This window comes from Pseudarthrobacter sp. CC12 (assembly GCF_039907755.1).
GTDB lineage: Bacteria > Actinomycetota > Actinomycetes > Actinomycetales > Micrococcaceae > Arthrobacter > Arthrobacter niigatensis.
Map to the genome: position 1 here is coordinate 93,654 of NZ_JARDJH010000004.1, position 14,452 is coordinate 108,105.

The 14,452-nt window shown below is 67.6% G+C and carries 15 protein-coding genes; 3 read left to right on the forward strand and 12 right to left on the reverse strand.

The annotated features are described in order from the left end of the window. Positions 1–138: 138 nt before the first annotated feature. The 3 genes from PV772_RS04865 to rimP form a co-directional block, all read right to left on the reverse strand. On the reverse strand, positions 139–486 hold the full coding sequence (locus PV772_RS04865) for a YlxR family protein (protein WP_141160994.1): 348 nt from the start codon (positions 484–486) through the stop codon (positions 139–141). A gap of 178 nt (positions 487–664) precedes the next feature. Continuing rightward, positions 665–1,645 carry a transcription termination factor NusA gene (gene nusA, locus PV772_RS04870; protein WP_141160995.1) on the reverse strand — a complete coding sequence of 327 codons (981 nt, stop codon included), beginning with the start codon at positions 1,643–1,645 and terminating at the stop codon, positions 665–667. Then, positions 1,645–2,256 carry a ribosome maturation factor RimP gene (rimP, locus tag PV772_RS04875; protein ID WP_141181157.1) on the reverse strand — a complete coding sequence of 204 codons (612 nt, stop codon included), beginning with the start codon at positions 2,254–2,256 and terminating at the stop codon, positions 1,645–1,647. Before rimP ends, nusA begins: the two co-directional genes overlap by 1 nt. A 107-nt stretch (positions 2,257–2,363) precedes the next feature. Between rimP and PV772_RS04880 the strand changes: the two genes are divergently transcribed. From PV772_RS04880 to PV772_RS04890, 3 genes are all read left to right on the forward strand, one after another. Then, positions 2,364–3,479 (forward strand): DUF4439 domain-containing protein, encoded by a 1,116-nt coding sequence (locus PV772_RS04880; protein WP_347885509.1) that lies wholly within the window; start codon positions 2,364–2,366, stop codon positions 3,477–3,479. Positions 3,480–3,581: 102 nt separating this feature from the next. Then, a complete protein-coding gene (locus PV772_RS04885; RefSeq protein ID WP_347885510.1) occupies positions 3,582–4,349 on the forward strand; it encodes a VIT family protein in 768 nt (255 codons plus the stop codon). A 7-nt stretch (positions 4,350–4,356) separates the two neighbouring features. After that, positions 4,357–5,382, forward strand: coding sequence for an aminoglycoside phosphotransferase family protein (locus PV772_RS04890; RefSeq protein ID WP_347885511.1), 1,026 nt, complete (start codon positions 4,357–4,359; stop codon positions 5,380–5,382). 68 nt (positions 5,383–5,450) lie between these two features. Here PV772_RS04890 and PV772_RS04895 read toward each other — a convergent pair whose 3' ends face one another. From PV772_RS04895 to PV772_RS04935, 9 genes are all read right to left on the reverse strand, one after another. Then, positions 5,451–6,845 carry a pyridoxal-dependent decarboxylase gene (locus PV772_RS04895; RefSeq protein ID WP_347885512.1) on the reverse strand — a complete coding sequence of 465 codons (1,395 nt, stop codon included), beginning with the start codon at positions 6,843–6,845 and terminating at the stop codon, positions 5,451–5,453. 55 nt (positions 6,846–6,900) lie between these two features. Then, a complete protein-coding gene (locus PV772_RS04900) occupies positions 6,901–7,695 on the reverse strand; it encodes a TSUP family transporter (RefSeq protein ID WP_141181154.1) in 795 nt (264 codons plus the stop codon). Continuing rightward, the gene (locus PV772_RS04905) at positions 7,692–9,503 is read right to left on the reverse strand and encodes a proline--tRNA ligase (RefSeq protein ID WP_347885513.1); all 1,812 of its coding nucleotides are present in this window, start codon (positions 9,501–9,503) and stop codon (positions 7,692–7,694) included. The genes PV772_RS04900 and PV772_RS04905 overlap by 4 nt, the downstream gene beginning before the upstream one ends. A gap of 372 nt (positions 9,504–9,875) precedes the next feature. Beyond that, a complete protein-coding gene (locus tag PV772_RS04910) occupies positions 9,876–10,628 on the reverse strand; it encodes a hypothetical protein (RefSeq protein WP_347885514.1) in 753 nt (250 codons plus the stop codon). A 39-nt stretch (positions 10,629–10,667) separates the two neighbouring features. Next, positions 10,668–11,558 (reverse strand): GNAT family N-acetyltransferase, encoded by an 891-nt coding sequence (locus PV772_RS04915; RefSeq protein ID WP_347885578.1) that lies wholly within the window; start codon positions 11,556–11,558, stop codon positions 10,668–10,670. Then, entirely contained in the window at positions 11,521–12,687 is a 1,167-nt protein-coding gene (ispG, locus tag PV772_RS04920) for a flavodoxin-dependent (E)-4-hydroxy-3-methylbut-2-enyl-diphosphate synthase (RefSeq protein WP_141161002.1), read from the reverse strand. The genes PV772_RS04915 and ispG overlap by 38 nt, the downstream gene beginning before the upstream one ends. A gap of 34 nt (positions 12,688–12,721) precedes the next feature. Further along, complete coding sequence (locus PV772_RS04925; protein ID WP_141181151.1) at positions 12,722–13,015, reverse strand: YciI family protein; 294 nt, start codon at positions 13,013–13,015, stop codon at positions 12,722–12,724. Between the two features lie 98 nt (positions 13,016–13,113). Further along, the gene (locus PV772_RS04930) at positions 13,114–13,641 is read right to left on the reverse strand and encodes a hypothetical protein (RefSeq protein ID WP_347885515.1); all 528 of its coding nucleotides are present in this window, start codon (positions 13,639–13,641) and stop codon (positions 13,114–13,116) included. Beyond that, entirely contained in the window at positions 13,638–14,393 is a 756-nt protein-coding gene (locus PV772_RS04935) for a MarR family transcriptional regulator (RefSeq protein ID WP_347885516.1), read from the reverse strand. Before PV772_RS04935 ends, PV772_RS04930 begins: the two co-directional genes overlap by 4 nt. Between the last annotated feature and the right edge of the window lie 59 nt (positions 14,394–14,452).

The following is a 14,452-nucleotide window of genomic DNA, read 5'->3' on the forward strand; positions in this document are numbered from 1 at the left end:
GGTCCGCACCGAGCCAGGCACGAACCGTCTACTTCTTACTGCGGACCCCAGCCGCTGTTGATGCGAAGGGGCCCATTGCAGAGCGCAACAAAGTTGTCATCGTTACGCACTCATCGCTGGGAACTCATCGGGTTTCCATCAGATTTCTGACCCGCTTTCAGGTTGGACGGTTGGTGTTGCAGCCACCGGGGCGGCGTCAACGTTCGGGCCTGACGTGACCCGGTGTTCGACGGCGGCGGTCCCGGTTGCGCCCTGGAGGGCACGTCCGAAGGCTCGCCGCTTGATCGCCAGAGCCAGGCACGATGTGCTGGGGTGCAGCCATGCACCCCGGCCAGCCATCCGGCGTCGTTCATCCACCAGGACAGCGGTTGACCCGCTGCCTTCGGCGACGAGCCGGAGCAACTGCGACCGCGGGCCCTTTTTCCGGCATCCGATGCAGGTACGCTGGGGCTGATTCCCGGTGGAAAGCACTTCTGCCACGGTCATCGTCCTGACGTTCTTTCTGCTGGCCAGAGGTTGTCCGCCTCCGCAGTCACGGAAACGAGCACGCCCAAGGCACACGGCTGCCGGCCGTTAGGCGCGGTCTTGTCTATTCTAGCCCCTTCAGGCCGTTATGCCCGAAACCGGGCGGCTGCTGCGCTGCATCAGCCGCCCGGGCCGGACCTCACTTATCGCGGTTGCCCGCGGCGTCGGAGACGATGTCGATGCGCCACCCGGTCAACTTGGCCGCCAGGCGGGCGTTCTGGCCCTCCTTGCCGATGGCCAGGGACAGCTGGTAGTCCGGGACCACGACCCGGGCGGAGCGCGTGGCCTCGTCCGTGATGGTGACCGAATTCACGCGCGACGGCGACAGGGCGCTGGCAATGAAGGTTGCCGGGTTCTCGCTGAAGTCGACGATGTCGATCTTTTCGTCGTTCAGTTCGTTCATGACGGCGCGGACGCGGGAGCCCATTTCACCGATGCAGGCGCCCTTGGCGTTGATCCCCGGCGTGTTGGCCTTCACGGCAATCTTGGTGCGGTGCCCGGCTTCGCGGGCCAGCGCCACGATTTCCACCGAATGGTCGGCGATTTCGGGTACTTCGAGTTCGAAGAGCTTACGGACCAGGCCCGGGTGCGAGCGGGACAGCGTCACGGACGGGCCCTTGGTGCCGCGGTGCACGTCAATGACCAGGGCGCGGAGCCGGTTGCCGTGGATGTACTTTTCACCGGGAACCTGTTCGGGCGGCGGCAGGAGCGCCTCCAGCGATCCAAGGTTGACCTGGATCATGTGCGGGTTGTTTCCCTGCTGGATGGTGCCGGATACCAGTTCGCCCTCACGGCCCTTGAATTCGCCCAGGACGTTGTCGTCCTCGACGTCGCGGAGCCGCTGCAGGATGATCTGCCGTGCGGTGCTTGCGGCGATGCGGCCAAAGCCTTCGGGGGTGTGCTCGAATTCACCGATGGGGGCGCCGTCGTCGTCAATTTCGACAGCCCAGATGGTGACGTGGCCGCTCTTGCGGTCGAGTTCGGCGCGCGCTTTTTCGAAGGCGCCGGGCGACTTGTGATACGCCACCAGGAGCGCCTGCTCGATGGTGGGGATCAGGAGGTCCAGCGGGATTTCACGCTCACGCTCCAAAAGTCTCAGTGCGCTCATGTCAATATCCATCAGGCCTCCTCGGAAGGTCCATTGTGTTCAGGTTCCAGACCATCCTCCGGGAGGTGGCTGAATTCGATCTCGACTTTTCCGTTGCGGATCCTGTCGAAAGGAAGCGTTACTGGTTCGCCCTGCCGGGGCTTCATGCCCTTCTTGACGGGCACTTCGGGGATGAGCGTCACTCCCCCGCCGTCCACGGCCTGGATGCGGCCGGTGACGTTTTCGCCCTGGATGACGTTGACCTTGACCATCCGGCCGCGGGCGCGGTGCCAGTGCCGGGGTTCGGTGAGGGGACGCCCGACGCCGGGCGAGGACACTTCGAGGTCATAGGGGCGGCCGTCGTCGTTGGGGTCGTTGTCCAGGACATCGGAGAGCACCTTGGAGATGTCCGCAATGACGTCCAGGCTGACTCCGCCGGTCTCTTCCTGCGGCAGGTCCACCACCACGTGGACCACGCGGTGGGAGCCGGGGATGATGGCTACGTCCTCAAGGTACAGGCGGTTGGCTTGGACGGCGGGTTCCAGGAGGGCCCGGAGCCGGGCGGCTTCGGGATTATGGGCCGGCGCGGATCCGCTTCCCGTACCGGTGTGGTCTGGTGAAGCTGTGGCTTCTGCATTGCTCACGATGCCGGCCGCCCTCCCTATAGATGATGTGGTGTTTACTAGCGTAGCTATTTTACCGGCCCAGTGGTGCACCCGGGTGCCCCCTCAGCGTGACACCATGGTCTGTTGTGAAAGACCGCCGCCCGGACCCCAAGCACGGCATGCGCCCGTTCCGATATGCCGTCCTTGCCCTTGCCGCCCTGGTTGTCCTGAGCCTCGGTTTTGCCCTGATTCCCGCGGAAAGACCTGTCCCTGCCGAGCCGCCGTTTTCCGAGCGGGCCCGGGCGGCGGCCCTCAGTGCGGTCCTGGAAATGCGCACTGCAGGATTGGCCCTTGCATCAGCAGACACCAGCCAATCCACTGCGCTGGGCCCTGTTGTGACCTTGCTGACCATTCAGGCCAGGGCCCTGTTGGCCCCCGCGTCCGGGTCCCCGTCCGCACCCACGGAGGCGTCCCCGCCACCGGCAGCGGCGACGCCGTCCGCAGATGCCGGTCCGCAAAACACCGCCGAGCTGGTCCGGGCCCTGGCCGTCAGCGGGACAGCCCGCCTCAAGGACGCGGAGACGGCCGACGGCGGCATGGCCCGGCTTTTGGCCGGCACCGGCACCGCACAGCTCCTCGCCGCCGCCCAGTTGGCTTCCGCAGCCGGGGTTCCCGTGCCGCCGGAGGCGGCAGGACCCGGCACCGAGGTCCAGGCAACAGCACAGCCTGCGTCGCCGTGCCCGTCCCCACCTGCCCGGGCTGCCGCGCCGGCTCCCGCTGTTTCATCCCCCGCCGCATTGGCCGCCGCCGTGTCCGCCGAACAGCAGGCCGTCTACGGCTATCAGGCAGCGCTCCCCCGCCTCGCACCCGCCGACGCCGGCCCGGCGTCGGAATTCCTGGGTGCGCACAAGGAACTGGCTGCCGCGGCGGTGGAACGCCTGCGGCTGGCCTGCGGTACGGAGGTACCGCAACAGCCCGGGTACGTCCTTGATCCCGGTTTCCTGGCTGCCCCGGCGGTGGCGCTGGGCAGGCTTGAGGCGGCCACGGTGGTGGCCTATGGCGATTTGGTGGCGGCTGCGCAGGGCCACGACCGGAAGTGGGCGCTGGCAGCCCTTCGGTCAGCCGCCGCCCGCGCCCTTCGGTGGGGTGCGGATCCGGGCCCCGTTCCGGGCCTCACCCTGGACGCAGGCCAATTGCCGGGGCTTCCCGCCGGTGATGGCCTTGCCGCCGGACCCCGGCCGTCGTCGTCCGTTGCTTCCTGAACCCGGTCCGGAACCGCGCAGCTTTCCGGCCCTTGGCGCAGTCCCGCAGGGAAGGCCTCCGGGAGGGTGGCGTTGGGCGGGCCGGGATGGTTTGCTGAAGGGATGAACGCGGACGAACCGGCCGGACGTCCGGAACCCACGGCAGCGGGCCGGGGCCTGGGCCGGCACCCCGAGGCGGAACCGCACGGTGACGACACTGCGCACCGGCTCAACTGGCTGCGTGCCGGTGTCCTGGGCGCCAACGACGGCATCGTCTCGGTTGCCGCGATCGTGGTGGGCGTGGCCGGGGCCACTCCTGAGGTAGCCCCCATCCTCACCGCGGGGGTGGCCGGTGTGGTGGGCGGGGCAGTGTCCATGGCGCTGGGCGAGTACGTTTCCGTCAGCAGCCAGAGCGACAGCCAGCGGGCACTGATCGAGAAGGAACGGCGTGAGCTGGCCGAGGATCCGGAAGCTGAACTGGCGGAGCTGGCCGCCATCTACCAGGAGAAGGGCCTCACCGCCGAAACGGCGGCCAAGGTTGCCAAGGAGCTGACGGCCCACGACGTCCTGGCGGCGCATCTGTCCGCCGAACTCAACATCGACGAAGCTGACATCGTCAGCCCCTGGCATGCCGCCTTTGCCTCGGCAATCGCCTTCACCATCGGGGCCATCCTGCCCATGCTGGCCATCCTGTTGCCGCCGCCGGGCATCCGGGTACCACTCACGTTCATCTCGGTACTGGTGGCCCTGGCGTTGACCGGCGCCCTCGGGGCCTGGATCGGCGGCGGGTCGAAGACCCGGGCAGCAGTACGGGTGGTGGTGGGCGGGGCCCTCGCGCTGGCAGCGACGTTCATGATCGGCAACCTGCTCGGCGCTTCCGGTGTTGTCTGATCCCGCAGTGCCACGCCCCGTGGTGCCCGCGGTCCCCATCCCGCCCAGGCTCGCTGCCCGCTATGCACGCAGCAGCGCCGGCCGGGACTGGCTTGGCGGCCTGCCTGGCCTGCTGGCCGATCGCCTGGAGCAGTGGCACCTGGAGGTGGACCTGGAGCCAGGAAGCTTCCCGTGGAGCGGCCACGGCGGCCTCGTGGTCCCGGTGCGGCAGGACGACGGATCCCCCGCAGCCCTCAAAATCGCTTTTCCGCATGACGAGGCCCAGGTGGAGCGGCATGCGCTGGCGCTCTGGGGCGGCCGCGGCGCCGTTCTCCTGCTGGCCTCGGACGGCGCGTCGTGCGCCATGCTGCTGGAGCGCCTTGAGGCCGGCCGCTCGCTGGCGGCCCTGCCGATCGATGAAGCCGTGCACGTGTGGGGAGGGCTGGTACAGGAATTGGGGCTGGTCCCGGACCACCGCCCGGAGTGGCAGGAATTCAGCCACATAGCCGCCCGGGCTGAGCAATGGAGCGACGACCTGCCCGCTGACTGGGATCAATTGGGCCGTCCTTTTCCCAGGTGGCTGTTGGAGGCGGCCCTGGAGGTGTGCCAGACGCGCGGCGCGGTGGGACGCAGGTCCGCATACGATGTCCTGGTCCACACGGACCTGCATTTCGACAACGTCCTCGCGCGGCCGGGGACAGCGGGGGCAACTCCGGCCGGCTACGCGGCGATCGACCCCCAGCCCATGATCGGCGAGGCCGGGTTCGCGGTTGCTCCGCTGCTGTGGAACCGCCTCAAAGACCTCCCTGCTGCCCTGCCGGGTCCTGCGCTGGTGGAGCGCTGCCAGAACTTCAGCGCCGCCGCAGGGCTGGACCCGGACGCGGCCCGGGAATGGGCCATCACCAGGGAAGTCGACAACGCGCTGTGGTATTTCCGGAACGGGCACCGGGGAGACCTGGCCCGCTCGCTTTGGGTAGCCAGCACCCTCGCCGGGAACACCCTGGCCGGCCTTCCCCACCCACATTCCCTTCCCGAGCCCGGACAGGACGGATAAGGTCCGGCACCGCCCGGGGCAGTCCGGCACCACACGCGGTCCGGACGCCCGGCGGGCCCAGGAGTCCTCTAGGCCGGGTCCTTCACGGCGGCCAGCGCTGACCGGACAGCGTCCACTGCCGTGGCCACGTCCTCGCCCGCCGTGTGCCAGTTACTCACCGACACCCGGAGGATGTCCCGGTCCTGCCAGCGCGAACCGGACATCCAGACCTTTCCCTCCTCGATGATGCGGGCGGTGACCGCCCGGGTGGTGGCATCGTCCCCGAACGCCAGGCACACCTGGGTGTAGCCGACGTCGTTGAGGACCTCCACCCCGTCCAGTGCCGCCAGCCCCGCAGCGATGGCCCTGGCCGCAGCGGCCAGGCCGCCCACCTGGGCCGCCACACCGTCCCGGCCCAGGCTTTTCAGGGCCGCCCATACCGGCACTCCCCGCGCGCGGCGGGACAGCTCCGGGACCTTCTCGAAAGGATCTCCGGGGCCTTCGGCGTCGTGCACCAAGTAGCTCGCATGCAGTCCCATCGCGGCCCGCAGTGCCGACGGGTCCCGGACGATGGCAATGCCGCAGTCATAGGGAACGTTCAAGGTCTTGTGGGCATCCGTGCCCCAGGAGTCCGCTTCTTCAAACCCCTGGGTGAGGTGCCGCAGGTCCGGCGCGGCAGCCGCCCACAGGCCGAAGGCGCCATCGATGTGGACCCAAGCGCCATGTTTGCGCGCCACGGCGATGGCTTCGGGAAAGGGATCGAAGGCGCCCGAGTGCAGGTTGCCGGCCTGGAGGCACACCAGCGCCGGACCGCTCCCGGAAGCAAGGGCGGCATCGAGTGCTTCGGGAACAAGGCGGCCCTGGCCGTCGGCGTCGACCTGCGCCGGCTGTCCAAGGCCCAGGTAGCGCAGGCCAAGGTCAACGGTGTCATGCCGTTCGCGGCCCACAAAGCAGCGGATGCGTGGTGCACCGGAGAGCCCGTCGCGGTCCAGGTCCCAGCCGGCGTCGGCCAGCAACCGCCAGCGGGCAGCAGCCATCCCCGTGAAATTTGCCATGGTGGCGCCGGTAACGAATCCGACATCGGCTCCGGACGGCAGGCCCAGCAATTCCAGTACCCACTGTCCGGCGGCTTCCTCGATGGCGGCGGTGGCTGGGGTGGCGTAGCGGAGTCCTGCGTTCTGGTCCCAGGCGCTGACCAGCCAGTCGGACGCCAGGGCGGCAGGCAGGGTGCCGCCGATGACCCAGCCGAAGAACCGGCCGGAGGGCATTGCCATCAGTCCGGGCTCGGCGTTCGTGGCCAGGAAGTCGATCACTTCAGCAGCCGGCACGCCCGCTTCGGGCAACGGACCACCGAACACCCCGCCAAGGTCTGACGCATGCAGCCTTGGTCCCACGGGGCGGTGCCGGAGGCTGGCCAGCCAGGCCTGCGAGTGCCTTGCTGCGGCCGCCAGTGCCGCGGCATACTCGTCATCGCCGTGTGCCATACCTGCATGCTACGCCGGGCGGGCGAGTGCCACGAGGACGAGTCCTGGCCAGGGATCAGGCGAAGTTTTCCTGCCAGACGTCGTAGCCGAGTTTGAGGATCAAAGCCGCGACGACCACAAGGAAGACCACCCGCACAAACTTGCTGCCTTGCTGCACCGCGGTCCGGGCACCGAGGTAGCCGCCGGCCATGTTCGCCGCGCCGAGGACCAGGCCGATCCCCCACAGGATGGACCCGTGCGGGGCAAAGAACAGCAGCGCCCCGGCGTTGGTGGCCATGTTGACGATTTTTGCCTTGGCACTGGCCTCCAGGAAGGCGTATCCCATGGCGGACACCAGGGCGATGACCAGGAAGGATCCCGTCCCGGGCCCGATGAGTCCGTCGTAGAAGCCGATCACGGCACCGATGAGGCAGGCGACGACGTAGTGGCGGTGGCCTGCGTGCCGGAGCGCCGTCAGCTCACCGACATTCGGTTTCAGGGCGGTGAAGAGCGCGACGGCGACCAGCGCCACCACGATGATGGGCTTGAAGACCCCGGCCGGCAGGGTGGCCGCCAGGCTGGCTCCGCCGAAGCTGCCCGCCAGGGCAATGACGGCCATCGGGACGGCCGTCCGGAGGTCCGGCCCCACCCTCCGGTAGTACGTGGCCGCGCTGGTGGCGGTTCCGAAAATGGAGCCCATCTTGTTGGTGGCAAGCGCCTGGACGGGCGCGATGCCGGGCACCAGGAGCAGCGCCGGAAGCTGGATGAGTCCTCCGCCGCCCACCACCGCGTCAACCCAGCCGGCTGCGAATCCAGCCACCACAATCAGGATGATCGTGGTGAGCTGGATCGACTCGAAGCCGGAGATCACTGGTTGCGGACGGCGTTGACCACGTAGTCGACGGCTTTGTCCACCTCGATGTTCTCGGCCTCACCGCTGCGGCGGTCCTTGATCTCCACCACGCCGTCCACCAGGCCGCGGCCCACTGCCAGGATGGTGGGGACGCCCACCAGTTCCGCGTCGCCGAACTTCACGCCGGGCGAGACCTTGGGGCGGTCGTCGTAGATGACTGAAAGGCCTGCTGCTTCAAGGCCTGCCGAGAGCTTCTCCGCTGCCTGGAAGATCTCCTCACCCCGGCCCACGGCCACCACGTGTACATCGGCAGGGGCCACGGTGCGGGGCCAGACCAGTCCGCGCTCGTCATGGTTGGCCTCAGCCAGCGCGGCCACGGCACGGGTGACACCGACGCCGTACGAACCCATGGTGACCACCACCTGCTTGCCGTTCTGGTCCAGCACCTTCAGGTCCAGCGCTTCGGCGTACTTGCGGCCCAGCTGGAAAATGTGGCCCATTTCGATGCCGCGGGCGGTTTCCAGGGGGCCGGAGCCGTCCGGAGAGGGATCGCCGGCGCGGACTTCGGTGCACTCGATGACGCCGTCCCAGGTGAAGTCGCGGCCTGCCACGAGGCCGAAGACGTGCTTGCCGGCCTGGTTGGCGCCGGTGATCCAGGCGGTTCCGCGAACCACCCGGGGGTCCACCAGGTACAGGAGCTTTGTTGCGCTTTCAGCGCCCAGAAGTGCCTGGTCCAGGGTAAGGCCCGGTCCCAGGTAGCCCTTGACGATCAGCGGCTGCTTCTTCAGGTCCTCCTCGCCGGCCTGCTCGAGTCCGATCTCGCCCGCGATGGGCAGGAACGAGCCAATGTTCGCTTCGACGCGCTTGAGGTCCACGGCCCGGTCGCCCGGGACGCCAATGACCACCAGCTGCCGCTCACCCGTGGGCAGGGTGACGGCGAGGACCACGTTCTTAAGCGTGTCGGCGGCCGTCCAGGCGCCGCCGTCGGCCTCCGCGCGCGGGGCGATCTGGTTGGACGCGGCCACCAGGGTCTCGATGGTGGGGGTGTCCGGGGTGTCCAGGACCTCCGCGGCCGGGGCGTTGGTGAAGTCGATCTCCTCGGGAACCACCGTGGTCACGGCCTCCACATTGGCCGCGTAGCCGCCTGCGGAGCGGACGAAGGTGTCCTCGCCGATCTCGGTGGGGAACAGGAATTCCTCGCTCCTGGACCCGCCCATTGCGCCGGCGGTGGCCGCGACCGGCACAACTTCGAGCCCCAGGCGTTCGAAGATCTTCAGGTAGGCGGCGCGGTGCGCGGCGTAGCTGGCGTCCAGGCCGGCGTCGTCCACGTCGAAGGAGTAGGAGTCCTTCATGATGAATTCGCGGCCGCGGAGGAGTCCCGCGCGGGGGCGCGCCTCGTCGCGGTACTTGTTCTGGATCTGGTAGAGGCTCAACGGCAGGTCTTTGTAGGACGAGTACAGGTCCTTGACCAGGAGTGTGAACATCTCCTCGTGCGTGGGGGCCAGCAGGTAGTCTGCGCCCTTGCGGTCCTGCAGCCGGAATAATCCTTCGCCGTATTCGGTCCAGCGGTTGGTGGCCTCGTACGGTTCCCGGGGCAGCAGGGCCGGGAAGTGGACTTCCTGGGCACCGATGGCGGCCATTTCCTGGCGGATGATCTCCTCGACCTTGCGCAGGACGCTGAGCCCCAGCGGCAGCCAGGTGTAGATGCCGGGGGCGGCGCGGCGGATGTAGCCGGCGCGGACCAGGAGTTTGTGGCTGGCGACCTCGGCATCGACGGGGTCTTCGCGCAGCGTGCGCAGGAAAAGCTGGGATAGTCGTAGGACCACGGGTGGTATCCGTTTCTGGGGAAGTGCTGGGTCAGCAGGGCCGGACAATTCGTCTGGGTACTAATCTACCGGCAGGGAACGAACGGTACGGACTGGCGGGCCGCAGCCGCCCAGGGCCACGCCGGGAAACAGTAGAGCCACGCCCGGGAATGCAAAGCCCCTGGCCCCCCAATAGGGCTGGTCATCGCATCCGGGCGTGGCTCGACGCCGTTATCGCCTTAGTACTGGTGAGGACTGGTGAGACCGCCCACCCCACTTCCAGCGCAGCTAGATCGAACTTATGTGATCGTGCGCACGTTTGACAAGAGTTTTTATTTTTTGGAATCCGCTTGCCTGCGATTGACGCACATTGTTTCTTCAGCCGCCGGGTGTTTACTTGACCAGCGCACCGGCCGATTCGAGGAGCGCCCCCGCGCGCTGCACGGCGTCTGCCTCGCTGGCGCCGCCGGAAGCCACCGAGGTAAGCACTACGCCCTGCTGGACAACCTGCGCCGTGACCGTGGACTGCTTCTGCCCATCGGGCAAGGCGGTGTCGGTGCGGTAGGCGATGGTGCCGGGACGGCTGCTGACTCCCTGCAGCGCCGTGACGGTGACGGCCACCTCCATGCCCGAGGCCGTCATGGTCATTGAGGAGCACTTTGCCAGCTGGTCCTGCTGGCCCTTGAGCCTGGCAAGGAAGCTTTGGTCCAGGCCGGACACCAGGGACAGCGCAGTGACGGCCCCCGTGGCAGCGTCGGTGCTCATGCCCACGGCCATGGCGGCGCCATCGACGGACGGGACAGTACTCGAGGCTGCGAGTTCCTTGCACTCGGCCGGTTTGACGTCGATGGAGGAAAGCATTGCCTTCGTTTGTTCCAGCGTGGTGGCAATGTCTGCGCTGGGCAGGACGGTCAGCCTCCGGTCGGCGGCGTCCCTCACCTGCCCGACGATGGCCGCGAGTTCTCCGGCGGTATACGCCTTGGCTGTCGGGGTTGGCGTGGGGGTGGCGGCAACAGTTGTTGCGGGGCCGGCAGTGGCTGCGGGTGTGGACCCGGCCGCTTTCGGTTCGGGTGTTCCACCACAGGCGGAGACTGCTGTGGCAAGAAGGACAGAGACCGCGAAAGTTCCCAGCACCGACGTCTTCAATTTTCCCCCAATATTCTGCGTGCTGCCGGTGATCGCCGGCTAGAAGAGAACTGTAGCGAAGGTGCCCACCTGGCGGAAGCCTACGCGTTCGTAGGTGGACCGCGCCCTGGTGTTGAATCCGTTGACGTAGAGGCTGGTCACGGGGGCCAGTTGCTGGGCCTTTTCCACCACGGCGGACATGTAGCCGGCGCTGAGCCCCTGGCCACGGAAGACCGGGTTCATCCACACGCCCTGGACCTGGGTGACGTGGTCCGTGACTGCCCCAAGCTCCGCCTTGAACACCACGTCCCCCTGGTCGTTGAGGTGGACCATGGAGTGCCCCTGCCTGATGAGGCCCTCCACGCGGCGGCTGTAGAACTCCCTGCCGCCCAGGTAGGGCGAATAACCTACCTCTTCCTCGAACATTGCGGCGCAGGCGGGCAGGATGCGGTCGAAATCGGCGAGGTTGCCCAGGGCCAGTCCGGGGTTGGGCTGTACCAACGCCGGCCCCTCAATAACCATCAGGGGCTGGTCGTCACGGACCTCATGGGCCCGGTGGCCCAGCCCGGCGAGTTGGGTATGGAGTGCAAGCACCGCGTCAGCGGGCCCAAAAGCGGACGCATACCGGCGCCCGGAAGTGTTGGCGGCCTCCGCCACCAGCGGGGCCAGGGCGGGGTCAAGCTGGACCGGAACCAGGTTGGCTCCGGCCCAGCACGCGCCCGTGAGGATGCCGTCGTCGAAAACCCCAATGACCCCGGCCCCACCGCTGGTGGGCGCCGCCGTCCCCGTGGCCCGGAGATGCGAGAGGATGAAGACGTTGGTCACCGGATCCCGCTGGGCCAGCAGTCTCAGCGCCGGGGTATCCTGGCCGTCCAGGATACGGACGGAAAGCCCCGCGGGGTCTGCCGCGTCCCTACGAGACGCTAACCACGGGGCTACCTTTGACAGCATCTTCGCCATCGGCCTCCCCCATCTCTTCCGCGATACGCATAGCCTCTTCGATCAGTGTCTCAACAATTGCGCTCTCGGGAACAGTCTTGATGACCTCGCCCTTAACGAAGATCTGCCCCTTGCCGTTGCCGGAGGCGACACCGAGGTCAGCTTCGCGCGCCTCACCGGGCCCGTTCACGACGCAGCCCATGACCGCCACGCGCAACGGGATCTCCATCCCTTCCAGCCCGGCAGTGACCTGCTCGGCCAGGGTGTACACGTCCACCTGGGCGCGGCCGCAGGAAGGACAGGACACGATTTCAAGTTTGCGGGGCCGCAGGTTCAGCGATTGGAGGATCTGGTTGCCTACCTTGATTTCCTCCACCGGCGGCGCGGAGAGGGACACCCGGATGGTGTCGCCGATGCCCCGGGAGAGAAGTGCCCCGAACGCGGTGGCAGACTTGATGGTGCCCTGGAAGGCAGGCCCGGCTTCGGTGACGCCCAGGTGGAGGGGCCAGTCGCCCTTTTCGGCGAGCATTTCGTAGGCGGCCACCATGACTACGGGGTCGTTGTGCTTCACGGAAATCTTGAAGTCGTGGAAGCCGTGCTCCTCGAAGAGCGAAGCTTCCCAGACTGCCGATTCAACCAGCGCCTCCGGGGTGGCCTTGCCGTACTTCTTGAGGATTCCCGGCTCCAGGGATCCTGCGTTGACCCCGATGCGGATGGAGGTGCCGTGGTCCTTGGCCGCGGCGGCGATTTCTTTTACCTGGTCATCGAATTTGCGGATGTTTCCGGGGTTCACGCGCACTGCCGCGCACCCGGCCTCGATGGCCGCGAAGACGTACTTCGGCTGGAAGTGGATGTCCGCGATGACGGGGATCTGGGACTTCCGGGCGATGATGGGCAGCGCCTCGGCATCGTCGGCGGAGGGGCAGGCCACGCGCACAATGTCACAGCCGGACGCCGTGAGTTCGGCGATTTGCTGCAGGGTGGCGTTGATGTCCGTGGTGGGCGTGGTGGTCATGGACTGCACGCTGATGGGGAAATCAGATCCGACGCCTACCGAGCCGACTTTGATTTGGCGCGTCTTGCGGCGGGGGGCAAGGACGGGCGGTGGTGCTGACGGCATTCCCAGGCTGACCGAGGTCACGTGGACTCCTTGAGTTGAAAGGGCAGAAAAGCGGCTACGCGGCGATCCCGGCCAGCATGCCGGTTACCGGGGACCATTCCGTGATGCGGGTACCGGCAATCACGCCGGCCTTGGCGAAAGGATCCTGCTTGAGGATCGAGTTAAGGGCGGCTTCGTCTGATGCCTTGAAGATCAGCAGGGCACCGGCGCCGTCGCCGTAGGGTCCGCTGGCCACGATGACGCTGTCCTGCGCCAGCCTGCCTGTCCATTCCCGGTGCGCGGGGCGGACCTCGTTGCGGGTTTCAGTGGAGTTGGCGGCATAAACGTACTCAACGGCAAAAACTGTCATACCGCTACCCTATCTCCATGGCCGGCCTGGTACCGTCCCCATCCCCGATCCCGGAGGACGTGCCGGGACGGAGCACACGCCTGCACCGCGGGCTGCGGTCAGTGGAGGAAGAGGACTTTGACCGCGGCAGCGGTGCCGGCCGCCCAGAGCATGGAAGTGAGGGTCCCGATGATGAAACGCTCGGCGGCTACCGGCGTCTCCTTCAGTTCGGCGAACCTGCCCAGGCCCTTGATGGCAACGATGTAGGCGATGGCCACGGGCTGGCCGGTGAGGATGGCCAGGCACACCCCCAGCCGCTCCAGTACGCCGATGATGGCCCCGCCGCGCAGGATGCGCTGGCTGGGTGCGGCAGCTCCGGCCGCGGGGGCGTTCGACGGCGTCCGGCCGGGAGGGGCGGTCAGCTCGTTGTCCACCGCCTGGCCGCCTCCTCCGCCTCCGGCGTCCGGGACGGGGTCCAGGGTGACGTCAGCCGAGGGGTCCTCTGCAGCCGCCCGCGCATCCTCGGCGGCCTTGGCGGCATCGGCCTTGTCGTCGATGGTCCGGGCGAGCCTGAAGACCAGCGCAGTCACCGGCCAGCCGGCGAAACCTGCCATTACCAAGGCCACTGCCACCCACAGTGCGGTCACCTGTCTCCTTCAGTCCTGTTCGCCGGCTCCTGGCCGCCCGGGGCTTCCTTCCGGCCCGGAGCGTCCTCCAGTGCTTGGCCGAGCCGGGAGTCGGCATACCCAAGAAGCATGGACGCCGCCGGCCTGGCTGCCCATTCTTCCTGCCACCCGGAGCGTATGACGGTTCGGCTCACCGATTGTTCCGAGATTCCGAGTTCAATAGCCACGTGCTTCTGGCTTCCGTGCCGGCCCTGCCGCTGCCCGGGGGTGCCCAGGCGGCGCAGGGCATCCACTACCCGCCACTGGGCCTGCGTACGCTCCTGGACGAGCCTGCCGAGCAGCCTGAGCACCGCTTCCGCATTGGCGCATGCCTGCACTCCTTCCCCGGCGGCGCCCCTGGCCGCTTCCCCAGCCATAATGCCGGGCACCACTGACAGCGGCACCTGGGAGCCGGCTCCTTTGGCAAGCTCAACCGCCCGGCGGGCGGCAACAAAGGCCGTTCCCGTGCCTTCCCTGGGGCTGGCATGGGGTGGCAGGGCTACAGTTCCGACGCCGATTCCGACGTACCAGCGTCCGCCGCGGAGCGCGTGCAGGGCTATCTCCACCACGGCGGCCGCGTCCCGCACGACGCCTTGGACTTCATCCCCCACGGAGCGGTCGAAGATGGGCTTGTCCGTTCCCGGCAGTTCGAGGCGTGCCAGCTGTTCGAGCAGGGCCGGTACGCGGTCCTGGTCTCCAGTGCTTCCCCGCTGGTCGATGGTCATGACGAACATACCTCAACCATAGATGGTTGATACCGGTCAATCAATCAGATTTGACTGATTTTTTGTAG

What these genes read in the sequence shown, in the direction of transcription:
- PV772_RS04865 (WP_141160994.1), bottom strand. Translation starts at nt 486, where the DNA reads ATGACCGTGGCAGAAGTGCTTTCCACCGGGAATCAGCCCCAGCGTACC.
- nusA (WP_141160995.1), bottom strand. Translation starts at nt 1,645, where the DNA reads ATGGATATTGACATGAGCGCACTGAGACTTTTGGAGCGTGAGCGTGAA.
- PV772_RS04885 (WP_347885510.1), top strand. Translation starts at nt 3,582, where the DNA reads ATGAACGCGGACGAACCGGCCGGACGTCCGGAACCCACGGCAGCGGGC.
- PV772_RS04895 (WP_347885512.1), bottom strand. Translation starts at nt 6,845, where the DNA reads ATGGCACACGGCGATGACGAGTATGCCGCGGCACTGGCGGCCGCAGCA.
- PV772_RS04915 (WP_347885578.1), bottom strand. Translation starts at nt 11,558, where the DNA reads ATGCTGTCAAAGGTAGCCCCGTGGTTAGCGTCTCGTAGGGACGCGGCA.
- PV772_RS04925 (WP_141181151.1), bottom strand. Translation starts at nt 13,015, where the DNA reads ATGACAGTTTTTGCCGTTGAGTACGTTTATGCCGCCAACTCCACTGAA.
- PV772_RS04935 (WP_347885516.1), bottom strand. Translation starts at nt 14,393, where the DNA reads ATGTTCGTCATGACCATCGACCAGCGGGGAAGCACTGGAGACCAGGAC.